The following is a 15569-nucleotide window of genomic DNA, read 5'->3' as shown; positions in this document are numbered from 1 at the left end:
TTGCGGACTCGAAAACATTCAACACCGGACTTCACCGCTGCCACGGAATACGTGGTTGGGCGATGAGGTATCCATAATTGGTGAGCCATAAACACATGCATTTTAGTAGGGTGCCGGGGCGAAAGGCCCCAATCATCGCGATCGTCGGGTCGGATGGCAGCGGGAAATCGACCGTGAGCCAGGAAATACTGAGCTTCATGTCGGGTTATAGGCCCACGACGCTGTGCCACCTCGGGAAACAGACGGGCAATCTGCGCCGAGCCATGCGCAAACATTCTTCCCTGGGCAAGAAAGTCGATAACGGCATCAGCAAAGTGGGCGCATCCGCCCGCCAGAAGGGCATATCTTTTCCGGTCGCTCTGGTCATGTTCATAGCGTCCATGAGGCGCGTGGTCCGCTTCACGAGAATGTCTTTCTTTCACTGTCTGGGGCGCGCGATTCTGACGGATCGATATCCGCAGATAGTCGTGCCCGGGGAAATGGATGGCCCCCATTTGACCGATCGGAAACTCTCGGACTTCGGAGCGAAGATGCTCATGCATCTGGAGTCCTGGCTTTACAAGAGGATGGCGGCGGTTCGCCCCGATGTCGTGCTGCGACTGAACGTCGATCTGGAAACTGCCTTTAAACGAAAGCCCGACCACCGGCTTGCTGCCCTAGAGAAGAAGATCAACGTCGTGCCGAAATTGTCTTTCAATGGTGCTCCGATCGTTGATCTCGATTCGACAGAGCCTTTGGAAAAGGTTCTCGAACAGGCACGAGAGGTCGTTAGTGCCGTCATGAAGTGTTATTGACTTGGCATGACCTCCATCTGCCCGATGCTGCCGACGCCTATCAAGGTCTTGGCGGCAGCGAGCCGATCGAACGAAGTCCACATGCTTGCCCAGCAGCGCCAGTGCATCGGCCCAGACTGTCCAGTTTCGCCTCACGTACCTGATCGGCAAACGGACCGAGCATGGGCAGGGCTCGGAGAACCCAGGCGGAGCCGATTTTACCGTGGGGCGGCAAGCTGTTAGCGCCGCCCCATAGGGTGCTTATTCAATGATCTCGAATGGCCGTTTATCGGCGTACGAGCTGGGGTAGCAGACTGAATCCGTTACGGGTGCCGGTGGTCACGTAGCCGACCAGTTGGTTGCCGTGATGGGCGAGGGCGGTTAGCCCGTCTTCTCCTTCACTGATCTGCCAGTCGAGAGTGTTGCCTTGTGTGACCCCGGCGAGCTGGATAGGGTAACGCGGTGTTTTCACCGCCACCGGCAGCGGGCCAAAGCGGACCGCCGTGAGATCGCCAGCCAGCGTTTTGGCCAAGGCATTGGCCGACAGCGTGATCGGTTGCAGGAAGGGCAGGATCTGCCCTTCGATTTCCGCACAATCTCCCAGGGCGTACACATGCGGGGCCGAAGTGCGTAAATAGGCATCGACGACGATCCCGCGCCCTGTCTTCAGCCCGGTTGCCAGTCCAAGCCGGGGTTTCAGGCCGGCGGCGCAGACCACGGCATCCACCGCCAGCGTTTCGCCTCCGGCAAGCGTCACGAGGTATCCCCTTGCTGCTCGGTTGACCTGTTTGACCTCGGTCCCCAAATGCAGTGTCACCGAGCCAATGGCACTGTGCAGACGCTGGCTGACCACCTCGGGCACCAGACGCTCCAGAAGGCGGGTGCCAGGGTCGACTAGGGTGACCTGTTTATAAAGGGAGATATCGTGGGCGATTTCGGTACCGATCAGGCCGCCCCCGATGACCAGTACGCGTTCACTCTGATTGAGCTTGTCGAGATAACGCCGGTACTGCTCCAGATTGTTCAAGGTCAGGATGTCCTGCGCGCCATCGCCGTCGATGGGCGGCACGAACGGCTCGGCGCCGACTGCCAGGACAAGGTTGCTGTACGGGATCTGTGCCTCTCCCGCCGAGACCTTCTGGGCGGCGAAGTCAATCGCGCTGACCCGGGTATGCGGTCTCACCATGATCTTCAGCTCGGCGGCCATGCCGGTGGCACTGTTCTGGACCAGTTGCTCAACACTGGCCTGATGGCCAAATCCGTGGCTCAGCTGCGGCTTGGGATAGTACTCGCCTCCATCCTCGGTGAGGACGACGACCGGTGTGGTGGTGTCGTGTTGGCGGAACGCCCTGGCCAGCGTGTAGCCGGCATGGCCGCTGCCGATGATGACGAGAGGCTTTTTCATCGCATTTTCTCCGGGAGCGGTCGGTTACGCAGGGACGAAGTCGCTTTTACCCATGAAGCACACTGGGCAGAGGAAGGTCTCCGCAACGTCCTGCCAGGCTGTGCCGGCGGCAACACCCTGGGTGGCTTCCCCCTGTTGCGGGTCATAAGTCCACGAGCAGGTCTGGCAGCGCATCTTGCCGCTGTCCGCGCAGGTTGCCAGGTCGCCCGCCGTGTTCTGCCCGGTCTTGCCCAGTTGTTCGATAAACGCCTCGCCAAAACTCACCCCCTGGGCGAGGGCGTCGTCGGTTGGGCGCCATTCGGCGGTGAGGCCGGGGTTGAGTACGCGGAAACCGGCGTCGTCCAGGCGCTTGGTGATGCGTTCCACCGCCCCGCCGCTCCAGCCGTGGGTGCCGAAGGCGGCGGCCGCCTTGTTCTTGAAACGCAAGCCGGTCATTTCCTCGAGCAGGGCGGCAACGTGCGGCAACATCACGTTGTTGACGGTCGGGCTGCCGACCAGAATGGCCTTGGACCTGAACACGTGGGTCAGGACGTCGTTCTTGTCGGTGTTGGACAGGTTGAACAGCTTGATCACGACATCCCGGTCGGCCTTGCGGATGCCTTCGGCAATCGCCTCGGCCATCATGCGGGTGCCGTTCCACATGGTGTCGTAGACCAGGGTGATCTGGTTCTCCTGATAATTGTCGGCCCATTTCAGGTACTGCTCGACAATCTGGGTCGGCTTGTCGCGCCAGATGATGCCGTGACTGGTGGCGATCATATCGATCGGCAGGTTCAGCGCCAGAACCTCGTGAATCTTCTGGGTGACCAGCGGGCTGAAGGGCGTCAGGATGTTGGCGTAATACTTGATGCACTCCTCCTGCAGTTCGACTGGATCGCACAGGTCGTTGAACATCTGGGCACTGGCATAGTGCTGGCCGAAGGCATCGTTGCTGAACAGCACGGCGTCGCCGGTCAGGTAGGTGGCCATGCTGTCCGGCCAGTGCAGCATCGGCATCTCGACGAAGACCAGTTGCTTGCCGTTGCCGAGATCGAGACTGTCCCCGGTTTTGACGATCCGGAAATTCCAGTCCTGGTGATAATGGCCGCGCAGCGATTTGGCGCCGTTGGCGGTGCAGTAGATCGGGGTGTCCGGGATGCGCGCCATCAGCGCCGGCAAGGCGCCACTGTGATCGATCTCGCCATGGTTGGCGATGATGTAGTCGATAGCGCCGAGGTCGATCTCCTTGGCCAGATTGGCGACGAATTCTTCGGCGTAAGGCGCCCAGACGGTATCGATGAGCGCGATTTTTTCTTCCTTGATCAGATAGCTGTTATAGCTGGAGCCCCGATGGGTGCTGTATTCGCTACCGTGGAACTCGCGCAATTCCCAATCTTGTTTGCCAACCCAGCGGATGTTGTTTTTGACGGTGAATGCCATGAATGAAAACCTCCTCAGGCCTTAAGATTCATTTGCGATGAATCTTAAGGCGGATAACATTCACCGTAAATGAATGTTATTGGGCGAGATGAGTTTTATTGATCCTCATCAAGCGAGGTGACTCTCCGTGATGTCGGTTGGAATGCCGGGCGCCTCTTGGTCCCAGTGCGTCCATGAGCCAAGCAGATACTCGGGTCAGTGGGTGGAGCGGTAGCGGGGGAGAATGCGGGGGCATGCGGCGGGTCCGCCCCGAAGTGCCTGGAGCGCTCGGCATCACTTATGCGGCAGTGCCCGCTAAGCGAGCCTGTAATACACATTTATAATGTACATTACAGGCTCGCCTGGTCCCCACTGGAGTCCTATGCCTATGCAACTCACTCGTTTCACCGACCTGGGGTTGCGCGTCATGATCTATCTGACCTATCAGGACCGCACCCTCCCCGTTACCATCGGCGAAATCGCCCGGCAGTTCGATGTGCCACACAGCAACCTGTCCAAGGTCGTCAGCCGCATGGCGAACCTGGGCTGGGTGCAATCGGTGCGTGGACGCAATGGCGGCCTGGGGCTGGCGCCCGAGGCCCAGCACTTGCGCCTGGGTTTCATCCTGCGCAACCTGGAAGAGACTAGCCAGTTAATCGACTGCGCCGAGCCCGCGTGCGCCCTGAAAGACACCTGCCTACTGAAGGGCGCGCTGGATGCGGGATTGAGGGCGTTCTACGCGAAAATGGACGAATACACACTGGCGGATGTTTGCAAGGCCCGCACCGCGGAAACCGTGATTCGGCTACACCAGCATTTCCTTTCCGGCGACGCACGCTGAGACCGCGGGCCGCTCTCCATTGCCCGGCGGAGATGTCTGCTGGACTTCATCCTCGATCCGACCGAGGCGGTGTTCGCAGAACTGAAAACGCTGCTTCGCAGGATCGCGGCGATACGCTGTGGCCCGAGCGTCGGTGCAGTGTGCGGGGCTTCATGTCGCCGATTGCGAGCGCCCTATGCGTCATTACGGTTATGGCCATTCGGGCTGACAGCGCCTCAGCCTTCTTTGGGCGGCGAGGCCCGATGCTTTCCGGTACTGGCTATTCTTTCCGGTAGACCAGCCAGGCCAGGCTCAATACCAGCCATGCCCCATCAGACCTTCCCCCACGAAGCCGATATCGGCGTGCGCGGCATCGGCGCCACGCCGGCCGCGGCCTTCGCCGAGGCGGCGATGGCGCTGACGTCGGTGATCTGCGATCCGGCCAGGGTGGTGCCGGAGCGGGCGGTGGTCATAGAGTGCTCCGCGCCGGATGCCGAGCTGCTGCTGGTGGACTGGCTGAACGCACTGATCTTCGAGATGGCCACGCGCAGCATGCTGTTCTCCCGCTTCGAGGTGGCGCTGGAGGGCGAGCGGTTGCGCGCCACGGCCTGGGGCGAGGCGGTGGAGGTGGGCCGTCACCGGCCGGCGGCGGAGGTGAAGGGGGCGTCCTTCTGCGAGCTGAAGGTGGCCCGGCAGGCGGATGGCCGGTGGCTGGCGCAGTGCGTGGTGGACGTCTGAGCTGCGAATGCCATGGCGCCTGATCGTAGCCGGCGCCGGATGGCCAGCAGGCCGGTTTCTCGACGGGCTGCTAACCTGATGTGATGGCGCATCCAGTCGTTGCGCCGGGAGATGTTCCATGCGCCCGTCCATCATCGAGAAATCCCCCGCCGACCTGCACCTGACGCCGAACTGGCCGGACACCGCCGAGGCCCGCGTCGCCTTTTCCTGGGCGGCGGCGATGGACGGACTCAGCGGCCTGCCCGGCGGTGGGCTGAACCTGGCCTACGAAGCGGTGGACCGCCATGCCGAAGGGCCACGGCGCGGGCGCGTGGCCCTGCGCCTGCTGGGGCGGGAGGGGCGCCGCCGCGAGGTGAGCTTCTCCGAACTCAGCCGGCTGACCAACCGCTTCGCCAACCTGCTGGCCGGGCTCGGCGTCCGGGCCGGCACGCGACTGTTCGTGCTGTGCAACCGCGGCATCGAGCTGTACCTGGGCGTGCTCGGCGGGCTCAAGTGCGGCTGCGTGGTGTCGCCGCTGTTTCCGGCCTTCGGCCCGGAGCCGTTGGAGACCCGCCTGCGCCTGGGCGAAGGCGAGGTGCTGCTGACCAGCGAGTCGCTCTATCTGCGCAAGGTGGCGCCGATCCGAGACCGGCTGCCGCGGCTCAGGCACGTTCTGGTCTATCGGGAGGAGGGCGGGCCGGTCGAGCTGAAGGGCACCGAGGACCTGCACTGCCTGCTCGGCGAGTCGGCGGACAGCTTCGAGATCGCGCCGACCACGGCGGACAGTCCCTCGCTGCTGCACTTCACCAGCGGTACCACCGGCACCCCGAAGGGCGCGCTGCACGTGCACGGTGCGGCGCTGACCCACTACGTCACCGGCAAGTACGCCCTCGATCTGCACGCGGAGGACATCTTCTGGTGCACCGCCGACCCCGGCTGGGTCACCGGGATCTCCTACGGCGTGCTCACTCCGCTGCTGCTCGGCGTCACCTCGGTGGTGGACTGCGCCGACTTCGACGCCGAGCGCTGGTACTCCATCCTCGAGCGCGAGCGGATCAGCGTCTGGTACACCGCGCCCACCGCCATCCGCCTGCTGATGAGGGCCGGCGTCGAGCTGGCGCGCGGGCATTCCTTCCCGGCGCTGCGCTTCGTCGCCAGCGTCGGCGAGCCGCTCAATCCGGAAGCGGTCTGGTGGGGCAAGGAGGTGCTCGGCCTGCCGATCCACGACAACTGGTGGCAGACCGAGACCGGCGGAATCATGCTGGCCAACACCCCGGCCATGCCGATCAAGCCGGGCTCGATGGGCAAGCCGCTGCCGGGGATCGAGGCGGCCATCGTCCACCGGCGCGAGGAGGGCGGGCTGGACGTGCTGGGCACGGAGGACGTCGGCGAGCTGGCGCTGAAACAGCCGTGGCCGGGCATGTTCCGCGCCTACATCGGCCAGGAGGAGCGCTACCGCGACTGCTTCGTCGGCGACTGGTACCTGAGCGGCGACCTGGCCCGGCGCGACGCCGACGGCTACTACTGGTTCGTCGGCCGCAGCGACGACGTGATCAAGTCCGCCGGCCATTTGATAGGCCCCTTCGAGGTGGAGAGCTCGCTGCTGGAGCACCCGGCGGTGGCCGAAGCGGCGGTGATCGGCAAGCCCGACCCGATCCTCGGCGAGACGGTGAAGGCCTTCGTCTCCCTCAAGGGCGGCTTCGAGCCCAACACGGAACTGCGCGACCAGCTGCTCGGCCACGCGCGCAAGCACCTCGGCGCGGTGGTGGCGCCCAAGGAGCTGGACTTCCTGCCGAGCCTGCCGCGCACCCGCAGCGGCAAGCTGATGCGCCGTCTGCTCAAGGCCCGCGAACTGGGCCTGCCGGAGGGCGATCTGTCGACCCTGGAGAACCCCTGATGGCCGCGCCCGAGCCGCCGGCCTTCGCCCTGACCCTGCTGCGCGACATGCTGCGCATCCGCCGCCTGGAGGAGCGCGCTGCCGAGCTGTACGGCGAGGGGAAGATTCGCGGTTTCCTGCATCTCTACATCGGCGAGGAGGCGGTGGCGGTCGGCGCGCTGCACGCGCTGGCGCCGGGCGATGCGGTGGTCGCCACCTACCGCGAGCACGGCCACGCGCTGGTCCGCGGCATGCCGATGGGCGCGATCATGGCCGAGATGTTCGGCCGGCAGGAGGGCTGCTGCCGCGGGCGCGGCGGCTCCATGCACCTGTTCGACGCCGCCACGCGCTTCTACGGCGGCAACGCCATCGTCGGCGGCGGCATCCCGCTGGCGACGGGGCTGGCCCTGGCCGAGCGCATGCAGGGCGGCTCGCGGGTGATCGCCTGCTTCTTCGGCGAGGGCGCGCTGGCCGAGGGCGCCGCCGCCGAGTCGCTGAACCTGGCGGCGCTGTGGAACCTGCCGGTGCTGTTCTGCTGCGAGAACAACTTCTACGCCATGGGCACCGCCCTGGCGCGCTCCCAGGCGCAGACCGACCTGTGCGCCAAGGCCGAGGCCTTCAAGGTCCCGGCGCGGATGGCCGACGGCATGGACGTGAGCGCCGTGCACGAGGCGACCCGCGCGGCGGTCGAGGCGGTGCGCGCAAGCGGCGGGCCGCAGTTCGTCGAATACCAGACCTACCGCTTCCGCGCCCACTCGATGTTCGATCCCGAGCTGTACCGCGACAAGGCCGAGGTGGAGCGCTGGAAGCAGCGCGACCCGATCCGCACCTACAGCGCGCGGCTGCTGGCCGAGGGGCGGCTCGACCCGCCGGGCCTGGCCGCCCTCGAGGCCGAGGCGGCGGACGAGGTGGAAGCCGCCGTGGCCTTCGCCGAGGCCGGGACGCCCGAGGCGGTGGCGGCGCTCGAGCGCGACGTCTACACCCCGGAGGCGCGGTGAGCCGCACCACCTACCGCGAGGCGCTGCGCCAGGGGCTGCGCGAGGCGCTGGCGCGCGATCCGCGGGTGTTCCTGATGGGCGAGGACGTCGGCCGCTACGGCGGCACCTTCGCCGTGAGCAAGGGCCTGCTCGACGAGTTCGGCGAGGCGCGCATCCGCGACACGCCGCTGTCCGAACTGGCCTTCGTCGCCGCCGGCATCGGCGCGGCGCTGGGCGGCATGCGGCCGATCGTCGAGGTGATGACGGTGAACTTCTGCCTGCTGGCCCTGGACCCGCTGATGAACACCGCCGCGGCCCTGCGCCACATGTCCGGCGGGCAGTTCTCGGTGCCGCTGGTGGTGCGCATGACCACCGGTGCCGGGCGCCAGTTGGCGGCGCAGCACTCGCATAGCCTGGAGGGCTGGCTGGCGCACATTCCGGGGCTGAAGATCCTCGCCCCGGCCACCCTGGAGGACGCCCGCGGCATGCTCTGGCCGGCGCTGCAGGACCCCGACCCGGTGCTGCTGTTCGAGCAGGGCGCGCTGTACAACGTCGAAGGCGAGCTGGACGAGGGCGAGGCGGTGGACATCCGCTCGGCGCGGGTGCGCCGCGAGGGCTCGGACCTCAGCCTGATCGCCTACGGCGGCACCCTCGGCAAGGCGCTGGCGGCGTCCGAGCAATTGGCCGGGGAGGGGATCTCCGCCGAGGTCGTCGACCTGCGCGTGCTGCGTCCGCTGGACGACGCCACCGTCCTCGCCTCGGTGCGCAAGACCCGCCGCGCCTTGGTGGTGGACGAGGGCTGGCGCAGCGGCAGCCTGGCCGCCGAGGTCATGGCGCGCATCGTCGAGCAGGGTTTCTACGAGCTGGATGCGCCGCCGGCGCGGGTGTGCAGCGCGGAAGTGCCGATCCCCTACGCCCGCCACCTGGAGGAGGCGACCCTGCCGCAGGTGCCGGGCATCGTCGCGGCGGCGAAGGGCCTGCTCGGCCGGATCTGAAGCGTAGGGAGGAATACGCGCGCAGCGATTTTCCACGGGGTGGCCATCCCCCGGCGATGGTGGGTAACGCTGCGCGGTACGCACCACCACCCACGGAGGAGCGATGATCGAATTCCGCATGCCCTCCCTCGGCGCCGACATGGACGAGGGCACGCTGCTCGAATGGCAGGTGGCGCCGGGCGATGCGGTGCGTCGCGGCCAGGTGGTCGCCCTGGTCGACACCGCCAAGGCGGCGGTGGAGATCGAGTGCTGGCAGGCGGGCCGGGTGTTCGAGCTGCTGATCCGGCCCGGCGACAAGGTGCCGGTGGGCACGCCCATCGCCACCCTGCTGGAGGCCGGGGAAAGCCCGGAAACGGCGCCGCGCCACCCGCTCGCGATCATCGCGCAACGAGCGGCCACGCCACCGACGCCGATGCTCGCACCCGCCGCCGCTCCGGCAACGGCAGGCCCGCACGGTCGCCCGCGCATCTCCCCCGCCGCGCGCAAGCGCGCCGCCGAGCTGGGCATCGACCCCGCCGCCCTGACCGGCACCGGCCCCCAGGGCGCGGTGGGCCTGGAGGACGTCGAGGCCGCAGCGAAGCGGGCCGCGCCAATCGACCGTCAGGCCGCCATGCGCCAGGCCATCGCCGCCGCCATGAGCCGCTCCAAGCGCGAGATTCCGCACTATTACCTGGGCGAGACGGTGCCGCTGGCCGCGGCCATGGCCTGGCTGGTGGCGCGCAACGCCGGGCGGCCGCCGGAGGCGCGGCTGCTGCCCGGCGTGCTGGTGCTCAAGGCCATTGCCCTGGCCCTGCGCGAGTATCCGCAGCTCAACGGCTACTGGGTCGACGGCGCCTTCCGGCCCGGTCCCGGCATCCACCTCGGCGTGGCCGTCGCCCTGCGCCGGGGCGGGCTGATCGCCCCGGCCCTGCACGACGTGGCGGACAAGCCGCTGGAGCAGCTGATGGGCGAGATGGGCGATCTGGTGCAGCGCGCCCGCAGCGGCTCGCTGCGCAGCTCCGAGCTGGCGGACGCCACCCTCACCGTGACCCAGCTCGGCGACCAGGGCGTGGACAGCGTGTTCGGCGTGATCTACCCGCCGCAGGTGGCGCTGGTCGGCGTCGGGCGCATCGCCGAGCGGCCCTGGGTGGAAGAGGGCAGGCTCTGCGCCGTGCCCTGCGCGGTATTCAGTCTGGCCGCCGATCACCGGGTCAGCGACGGCCACTACGGGGCGCGCTTCCTCGCCGAGGTGCGCCGCCGCCTGCAGACCCCGGACGACCTCTGAGGAAACGACGATGGACGAATCCACGCTCCGCCGGCAGGTGCTCGAAGCCCTGCAGGGCATCGCCCCGGAAGTCGAGCCCGCCACCCTGCGCGGCGACCGCCCGCTGCGCGACGAGGTGGACTTGGACTCCATGGACTGGCTGCGCTTCCTCGGCGCCTTGCACCAGCGCCTCGGGGTGGACATCCCCGAGGCCGACTACCAGAAGCTGACCACCCTGGATGCGCTGATCGCCTACCTGCGGCAGCGGATTCCGGCCTAGGCCCGGCGGCTCGGCGGCGCCATGAACTCGGGGCCGACTGGGTCCTCGATCCGCTCGGCGAGGATGGCGTCGATGCGCCGCATGGCCTCGGCGTCCAGGCTCCAGCCGAAGGCTTCGTCGATGCCCTGCAGCTGCTCCGGCCGGCGCGCGCCCCACAGGGCGATGGTCGGGCCGCGGTCGAGGATCCAGCGGATCGCCAGGGCGAGCAGCGATTTGCCATAGCGCTCGCGGGCCAGTTCCGTCAGGGCCTCGGCCGCCGACAGGTACTGGGCGAAGCGCGGCGGCTGGAACTTGGGATCGGCCTTGCGCAGGTCGTCGCCCTCGAAGGTCCGCTCGGCCGTCATGCGCCCGGAGAGCAGGCCGCGGCACAGCGCGCCGTAGGCCAGCAGCACCAGGCCGTGGCGCCGGGCGTAGGGCAGCACGTCGGCGTCGATGGCGCGTTCGAACAGGTTGTACGGCGGCTGCACGCTGGCGAGCGGGGCGAAGGCGCGGAACTCGTCCATCTGCGCCGGGGAATAGTTGCTCACGCCGATGGCGAGGATCTTGCCCTCGCTGCGCAGTCGCTCCAGCTCGCGGGCGGTCTCCTCCTGGGGCACCAGCGGGTCGGGCCAGTGGACCTGGTAGAGGTCGATGCGGTCGGTTCGCAGGCGCCGCAGGGAGTCTTCGATCTCCCGGCGGATGCGCGCCGCCGAGGCGTTGCGGAACGGCCCGGAGTCGTCCCAGTCCAGCGCCACCTTGGTCGCCAGCACCACCCGGTCGCGCAGGCCGGCCAGGGCCTTGCCCACCAGCTCCTCGGAATGGCCGAAGCCGTACACCGGGGCGGTGTCGATCAGGTTGATGCCGGATTCCACCGCCTTGCGGATGGTTGCCACCGCGTCGTCGTCGTGGGCACCGCCCCACATCCAGCCGCCGATGGCCCAGGTGCCGAGGCCGATGCGCGAGACCGGCTGGCCGATGCCCGGGATTCGGATGGTTTCAACGCTCATGGGATCGCTCCTTCTGTTCGGGATAGCCGCTTACTCTAGATCAGCCGGGGGCGCGGGGGAGGCAGGGGGAGCGTTGCGCGGCCCGTGACGGATAGTGGCACCCGGAGCCGGCCAACTACTCTAAAAGTAACCCCGCTGCCGGTGCCCGAGCCATGAGCGATACCCGCGTCCTTCCCGCCGAACTGCGCAACGCCTGGCTGCTCCAGGCGCGCAGCCATCCGCTGATCGCCGGCGGCCTGCTCGCTGCGGGCCTGGCGGTGGCCGCCCTGCTGCTGACCGGCGTGGTCAACGCCTTCAGCGGCACCGCGCCGCTCAACCTCGCCCGGGCGCTGCTCGGCGGCACGGCCGGCTTCGTCGCCACCGGCGGCGGCGCGCTGCTGGCCGTCGCCCTCGGCCGGATGACCATCCGCAGCCACGACTGCATGCTCGGCTTCACCGCCGGGATGATGCTGGCGGCCAGCTCCTTCTCGCTGATCCTGCCCGGCCTGGCCGCCGGCCGGGAGATCCTCGGCAACAGCCCGGGCGCGGCGCTGGTGGTGGCCTTCGGCCTGGGCCTGGGCGTGCTCCTGATGCTCGGCCTGGACTACTTCACCCCACACGCCCACGAGACCAGCGGCGCCTGCGGCCCGGGCGCGGAGCGGCTGAGTCGGGTCTGGCTGTTCGTCCTGGCGATCACCCTGCACAACCTGCCGGAGGGCATGGCCATCGGCGTCGGCTTCTCCGGCGGCGACCTGGGGGTCGCCCTGCCGCTGACCAGCGCCATCGTCATCCAGGACATTCCCGAGGGCCTGGCTGTGGCCCTGGCATTGCGCGGCACCGGCCAGGCGGCGCCGCTGGCGGTACTGACGGCCGCCGCTTCCGGGCTGATGGAGCCGTTCGGCGCGCTGGTCGGCGTCGGCCTGTCCAGCGGCTTCGCCCTGGCCTACCCGGTCGGCCTCGGCCTGGCCGCCGGGGCGATGGTCTTCGTGGTCTCCCACGAGGTGATCCCGGAAACCCACCGCAACGGCCACCAGACCCCGGCGACCCTCGGCCTGATGGGCGGCTTCGCGGTGATGATGTTCCTCGACAACGCCTTCGGCTGAGGCCGCGGACGGCAGGTCAGGCCCGCGCTCCGGGCGCCGGCTCTTCACAATAGTTTGCGCAGGCTCCGTCCGGGAGCCGGCAGGAGAGTGCCATGAACCTTTCGCAGTTCCGCCAGCGTGGCCCCTTCGAGTGGGAGCTGCCGGCCCGTGGTTCGATGCGCGTGCCGGGGGTGATCTTCGCCTCCCGGGCGTTGATCGAGGCGATGGACGACAAGGTCGGCGAGCAGGTGGCCAACGTCGCCAGCCTGCCGGGGATCGTCGCGGCCTCCTACGCCATGCCCGACGCCCACTGGGGCTACGGTTTCCCCATCGGCGGGGTGGCGGCCTTCGACGCCGAGGAGGGCGGGGTGGTCTCCGCCGGCGGCGTCGGCTTCGACATCTCCTGCGGCGTGCGCAGCCTGCACACCGGGCTCAAGCTGGCCGAACTGGAGCCGGTGAAGCCGCGCCTGGCCGATGTGCTGTTCCGGCGCATCCCGGCCGGGCTCGGCAGCACCGGCGCCCTGCGTCTGAAGGCCCTGGAGATGACCGCCATGCTCAAGGGCGGCGCCGGCTGGGCGGTGGAGGAAGGCTTCGGCCACCCGGAGGATCTGGCGCGCATCGAGGAGCGCGGCTGCGTGGCCGGCGCCGATCCCTCCGCCGTGTCCGAGCAGGCCAGGCACCGCCAGCGCGACGAGATGGGCACCCTCGGCTCGGGCAACCACTATCTGGAGGTGCAGGTGGTGGACGAACTGTTCGACCGGAAAGCGGCGCAGGCCTACGGCCTGGCCGAGGGCGACGTGCTGGTCACCCTCCATTGCGGCTCGCGGGGCATGGGCCATCAGATCGGCACCGACTACCTGCGCGCCATGGTCATCGCCGCGCCCCGGGCCGGCATCCAGCTGGCGGACCGCGAGCTGGCCTGCGCGCCGCTCAAGTCCGAGCTCGGCCAGCGCTATCTCGGCGCCATGCGCGCGGCCATCAACTGCGCTTTGGCCAACCGGCAGATCCTCACTTTCCTGACCCGCGAGGCCTTCGCCGAGGTCTTTCCCGGCATCCGCCTGCCGCTGCTCTACGACGTGTCGCACAACACCTGCAAGGAGGAGCGCCACGTCCTTGACGGGCAGAAGCGTCGGCTGTTCGTCCACCGCAAGGGGGCGACCCGGGCCTTCGGCGCGGGGCATGCGGAGCTGCCGGCGGAGTATCGCGAGGTCGGCCAGCCGGTGCTGATCGGCGGCAGCATGGGCACCTCGTCCTGGGTCCTGGCCGGCGCCGGCGGCGCCGAGGAGCGCGCCTTCGCCTCCGCCTGCCACGGTGCCGGCCGGGCCATGAGCCGCCACGAGGCGCTGCGCCGCTGGCAGGGCCGCAGCGTGGTGGACGAGCTGGCCGCCCGCGGCATCCTGATCCGCAGCCCGAGCCTGCGCGGCGTGGCCGAGGAGGCGCCGCTGGCCTACAAGGACGTCGGCGCGGTGGTCGAGGCGGCCGAGCAGGCCGGGCTGGCACGGCGGGTGGCGCGGCTGCGGCCGCTGGTGTGCATCAAGGGCTGAGCGAGCCGGCCGCGGCGGCGGTCAGGCCGAGGAATCTCAGCGCCGCCTGGTAGATCTTCTCGCTGCTGCACAGCACCACCAGCGAGGCGCCGTCCCCGGCCCGGCCGAGCAGATTGGTCAGGTGGCCGATCACCTGGAACGGATTCTCCAGGGTGGTCACCAGCACCTCGTCGCCTTGCGGAATCGCCTTGCCGTCGGCGAGCACCTCCGGTTTCTTCGATACCGTGACCTTGAGGGCCTTGCCGGCGAACCGGGTATCGAGCATTTCGGTTCCGGACAGGCGCGGCCCGGCGCTCCTGCAACTGACTGGCTTCATGGCGTGCACCTCGTCTGGGGGATGGCGGGACACTACCAGAGGTGGGGCTGGCGCATAAGACCCTTATCGTCGTGTGGTCTATGCCGGGGCTCAGTCCTTCTCGATCAGCCCCTGTTCGAGGGCGTGGGCCTCGTCGGCGAAGATGGCCATGGCCGTGGTCATGCGCCGGAAGCCGGCCTTGCGGTACAGCGGCCCCTTGCCGGGCGAGGTGTAGAGGATGATCTTCCGGTGCCCGGCCGACAGGGCGACCAGTTCGTTCACCAGCGCCGTCCCCAGGCCATGGCCCTGGTAGTCCGGATGCACGGCGATGTCGCAGAGGTACGAGCAGTCGACCCCGTCCGCCAAGGCCCGTCCCGCGCCGATCAGGCGCTCGCCGTCGTAGACGAAGCACGCAAACCGGCTGTTGGCGAAGGCGGCTCTCAGATCGTCGGGCGCCTTCTCGCCCAGCGGCGCCACCCGGTACAGGGCGGACAGCTCGTCCCAGTCCACGGCGGCGTGCGAGCGAATCCAGGTGAAGGGCATGGAGGACCTCCTGCTGGCGTCCGGGCTTGAGGCGAGGGGTGGCACTGACGGGGGAACGACTCGGCCTGTGTTCAGGCTAGCGCAGGATGGCGGGAGGCGGAGGAGCGGGAAATCGGTGCTCGGCGCAATGGCGAGGAAGAAGCTTCGCGAGGGCTGCCTGATCGAATCATAGGCCGGGCGGGCAAAGCCTTGCCCGTCCGGCCGGCGCCTTGCGGCGCGGTCACGAATGACCGGGGATCAGTTGTTGTGGCCGCGGGCCATGCCTTCGTGACGGCGCTGCTGGGCGTGCTCGTTGCGGTCGTCGGAGTGCCAGCGCTGATCGCTGTGCTGGTCCGCGTGCTCGTTGCGGCGTTCGCGCTGGTTGTCGTGGCCGTCGCGGCGCTCATCGCGGTAGTCGCGGCGGTCGTCACGTTCGGCACGGCGCTCGTCGCGACGGTCGTCGTCACGCACGTCGCGCTGGTGTGCCTGCTTCCCGCCCTGATGGCCGTCGTGATCGCGGGGTTCGGCGAAGGCCGGGGCGGTGCTCATGAGGATCAGGGCCGCGGCGGCCAGCGTTTTGAATGGACGCATCTGTGGTCTCTCTCGGGTGGATGAAACTGGTCCGGATCATACAGAACCTTCGTACCAGCGGTGGAAGACTGTCGCAAATCCTAACA

At 68.3% G+C, this 15569-nt stretch carries 16 protein-coding genes; 10 read left to right on the top strand and 6 right to left on the bottom strand.

Annotated elements, in window-relative coordinates:
• Nucleotides 1–173 precede the first annotated feature (173 nt).
• Nucleotides 174–794, top strand: a complete 621-nt coding sequence (locus ACFOJE_RS05440) for a nucleoside triphosphate hydrolase (protein ID WP_377813273.1) — start codon at nucleotides 174–176, stop codon at nucleotides 792–794.
• Between the two features lie 265 nt (nucleotides 795–1059).
• Here the strand turns inward: ACFOJE_RS05440 and ACFOJE_RS05435 are convergent, their stop codons facing one another.
• Nucleotides 1060–2178, bottom strand: coding sequence for an FAD-dependent oxidoreductase (locus ACFOJE_RS05435; protein WP_377813272.1), 1119 nt, complete (start codon nucleotides 2176–2178; stop codon nucleotides 1060–1062).
• 24 nt (nucleotides 2179–2202) lie between these two features.
• The gene (norV, locus tag ACFOJE_RS05430) at nucleotides 2203–3597 is read right to left on the bottom strand and encodes an anaerobic nitric oxide reductase flavorubredoxin (protein ID WP_377813271.1); all 1395 of its coding nucleotides are present in this window, start codon (nucleotides 3595–3597) and stop codon (nucleotides 2203–2205) included.
• A gap of 367 nt (nucleotides 3598–3964) precedes the next feature.
• Here norV and ACFOJE_RS05425 point away from each other — a divergent pair, with 367 nt between their 5' ends.
• The 7 genes from ACFOJE_RS05425 (at nucleotide 3965) to ACFOJE_RS05395 (ending at nucleotide 10484) form a co-directional block, all read left to right on the top strand.
• On the top strand, nucleotides 3965–4417 hold the full coding sequence (locus tag ACFOJE_RS05425) for an RrF2 family transcriptional regulator (protein ID WP_377813270.1): 453 nt from the start codon (nucleotides 3965–3967) through the stop codon (nucleotides 4415–4417).
• A gap of 303 nt (nucleotides 4418–4720) precedes the next feature.
• On the top strand, nucleotides 4721–5134 hold the full coding sequence (locus tag ACFOJE_RS05420; RefSeq protein WP_377813269.1) for an archease: 414 nt from the start codon (nucleotides 4721–4723) through the stop codon (nucleotides 5132–5134).
• Nucleotides 5135–5252: 118 nt separating this feature from the next.
• A complete protein-coding gene (gene acsA, locus ACFOJE_RS05415; protein ID WP_377813268.1) occupies nucleotides 5253–7010 on the top strand; it encodes an acetate--CoA ligase in 1758 nt (585 codons plus the stop codon).
• Nucleotides 7010–7987, top strand: coding sequence for a pyruvate dehydrogenase (acetyl-transferring) E1 component subunit alpha (pdhA, locus tag ACFOJE_RS05410; protein ID WP_377813267.1), 978 nt, complete (start codon nucleotides 7010–7012; stop codon nucleotides 7985–7987). The genes acsA and pdhA overlap by 1 nt, the downstream gene beginning before the upstream one ends.
• Entirely contained in the window at nucleotides 7984–8961 is a 978-nt protein-coding gene (locus tag ACFOJE_RS05405) for an alpha-ketoacid dehydrogenase subunit beta (protein WP_377813266.1), read from the top strand. The genes pdhA and ACFOJE_RS05405 overlap by 4 nt, the downstream gene beginning before the upstream one ends.
• A 103-nt stretch (nucleotides 8962–9064) precedes the next feature.
• The gene (locus tag ACFOJE_RS05400; protein WP_377813265.1) at nucleotides 9065–10225 is read left to right on the top strand and encodes a dihydrolipoamide acetyltransferase family protein; all 1161 of its coding nucleotides are present in this window, start codon (nucleotides 9065–9067) and stop codon (nucleotides 10223–10225) included.
• 10 nt (nucleotides 10226–10235) lie between these two features.
• Complete coding sequence (locus ACFOJE_RS05395; protein WP_377813264.1) at nucleotides 10236–10484, top strand: acyl carrier protein; 249 nt, start codon at nucleotides 10236–10238, stop codon at nucleotides 10482–10484.
• Here ACFOJE_RS05395 and ACFOJE_RS05390 read toward each other — a convergent pair.
• Complete coding sequence (locus ACFOJE_RS05390; protein WP_377813263.1) at nucleotides 10481–11470, bottom strand: aldo/keto reductase; 990 nt, start codon at nucleotides 11468–11470, stop codon at nucleotides 10481–10483. The two genes, ACFOJE_RS05395 and ACFOJE_RS05390, sit on opposite strands and share 4 nt — an antisense overlap.
• Nucleotides 11471–11622: 152 nt before the next feature.
• Between ACFOJE_RS05390 and ACFOJE_RS05385 the strand changes: the two genes are divergently transcribed.
• Together ACFOJE_RS05385 and ACFOJE_RS05380 are read left to right on the top strand one after the other, a co-directional pair.
• Nucleotides 11623–12552 (top strand): ZIP family metal transporter, encoded by a 930-nt coding sequence (locus ACFOJE_RS05385; protein ID WP_377813262.1) that lies wholly within the window; start codon nucleotides 11623–11625, stop codon nucleotides 12550–12552.
• A 92-nt stretch (nucleotides 12553–12644) separates the two neighbouring features.
• Nucleotides 12645–14075, top strand: coding sequence for an RtcB family protein (locus tag ACFOJE_RS05380; RefSeq protein ID WP_377813261.1), 1431 nt, complete (start codon nucleotides 12645–12647; stop codon nucleotides 14073–14075).
• On the opposite strand, the gene ACFOJE_RS05375 is transcribed toward ACFOJE_RS05380, so the two are convergent.
• The 3 genes from ACFOJE_RS05375 to ACFOJE_RS05365 form a co-directional block, all read right to left on the bottom strand.
• Complete coding sequence (locus ACFOJE_RS05375) at nucleotides 14065–14391, bottom strand: hypothetical protein (protein WP_377813260.1); 327 nt, start codon at nucleotides 14389–14391, stop codon at nucleotides 14065–14067. The two genes, ACFOJE_RS05380 and ACFOJE_RS05375, sit on opposite strands and share 11 nt — an antisense overlap.
• A 90-nt stretch (nucleotides 14392–14481) precedes the next feature.
• Complete coding sequence (locus tag ACFOJE_RS05370; protein ID WP_377813259.1) at nucleotides 14482–14913, bottom strand: GNAT family N-acetyltransferase; 432 nt, start codon at nucleotides 14911–14913, stop codon at nucleotides 14482–14484.
• 237 nt (nucleotides 14914–15150) lie between these two features.
• Complete coding sequence (locus tag ACFOJE_RS05365; RefSeq protein ID WP_377813258.1) at nucleotides 15151–15483, bottom strand: hypothetical protein; 333 nt, start codon at nucleotides 15481–15483, stop codon at nucleotides 15151–15153.
• Nucleotides 15484–15569: the final 86 nt, after the last annotated feature.

The sequence above is a fragment of the Azotobacter bryophylli genome, from assembly GCF_042643485.1.
In the GTDB taxonomy this organism is placed as follows: Bacteria; Pseudomonadota; Gammaproteobacteria; order Pseudomonadales; family Pseudomonadaceae; genus Azotobacter; species Azotobacter bryophylli.
This window is presented reverse-complemented; position numbering and strand designations above follow the sequence as displayed.

Coding starts and splice junctions, on each gene's coding strand:
- ACFOJE_RS05435 (WP_377813272.1), bottom strand. CDS start 2,178: ATGAAAAAGCCTCTCGTCATCATCGGCAGCGGCCATGCCGGCTACACG.
- norV (WP_377813271.1), bottom strand. CDS start 3,597: ATGGCATTCACCGTCAAAAACAACATCCGCTGGGTTGGCAAACAAGAT.
- ACFOJE_RS05425 (WP_377813270.1), top strand. CDS start 3,965: ATGCAACTCACTCGTTTCACCGACCTGGGGTTGCGCGTCATGATCTAT.
- ACFOJE_RS05420 (WP_377813269.1), top strand. CDS start 4,721: ATGCCCCATCAGACCTTCCCCCACGAAGCCGATATCGGCGTGCGCGGC.
- acsA (WP_377813268.1), top strand. CDS start 5,253: ATGCGCCCGTCCATCATCGAGAAATCCCCCGCCGACCTGCACCTGACG.
- pdhA (WP_377813267.1), top strand. CDS start 7,010: ATGGCCGCGCCCGAGCCGCCGGCCTTCGCCCTGACCCTGCTGCGCGAC.
- ACFOJE_RS05400 (WP_377813265.1), top strand. CDS start 9,065: ATGATCGAATTCCGCATGCCCTCCCTCGGCGCCGACATGGACGAGGGC.
- ACFOJE_RS05395 (WP_377813264.1), top strand. CDS start 10,236: ATGGACGAATCCACGCTCCGCCGGCAGGTGCTCGAAGCCCTGCAGGGC.
- ACFOJE_RS05390 (WP_377813263.1), bottom strand. CDS start 11,470: ATGAGCGTTGAAACCATCCGAATCCCGGGCATCGGCCAGCCGGTCTCG.
- ACFOJE_RS05385 (WP_377813262.1), top strand. CDS start 11,623: ATGAGCGATACCCGCGTCCTTCCCGCCGAACTGCGCAACGCCTGGCTG.
- ACFOJE_RS05380 (WP_377813261.1), top strand. CDS start 12,645: ATGAACCTTTCGCAGTTCCGCCAGCGTGGCCCCTTCGAGTGGGAGCTG.
- ACFOJE_RS05375 (WP_377813260.1), bottom strand. CDS start 14,391: ATGAAGCCAGTCAGTTGCAGGAGCGCCGGGCCGCGCCTGTCCGGAACC.
- ACFOJE_RS05370 (WP_377813259.1), bottom strand. CDS start 14,913: ATGCCCTTCACCTGGATTCGCTCGCACGCCGCCGTGGACTGGGACGAG.
- ACFOJE_RS05365 (WP_377813258.1), bottom strand. CDS start 15,483: ATGCGTCCATTCAAAACGCTGGCCGCCGCGGCCCTGATCCTCATGAGC.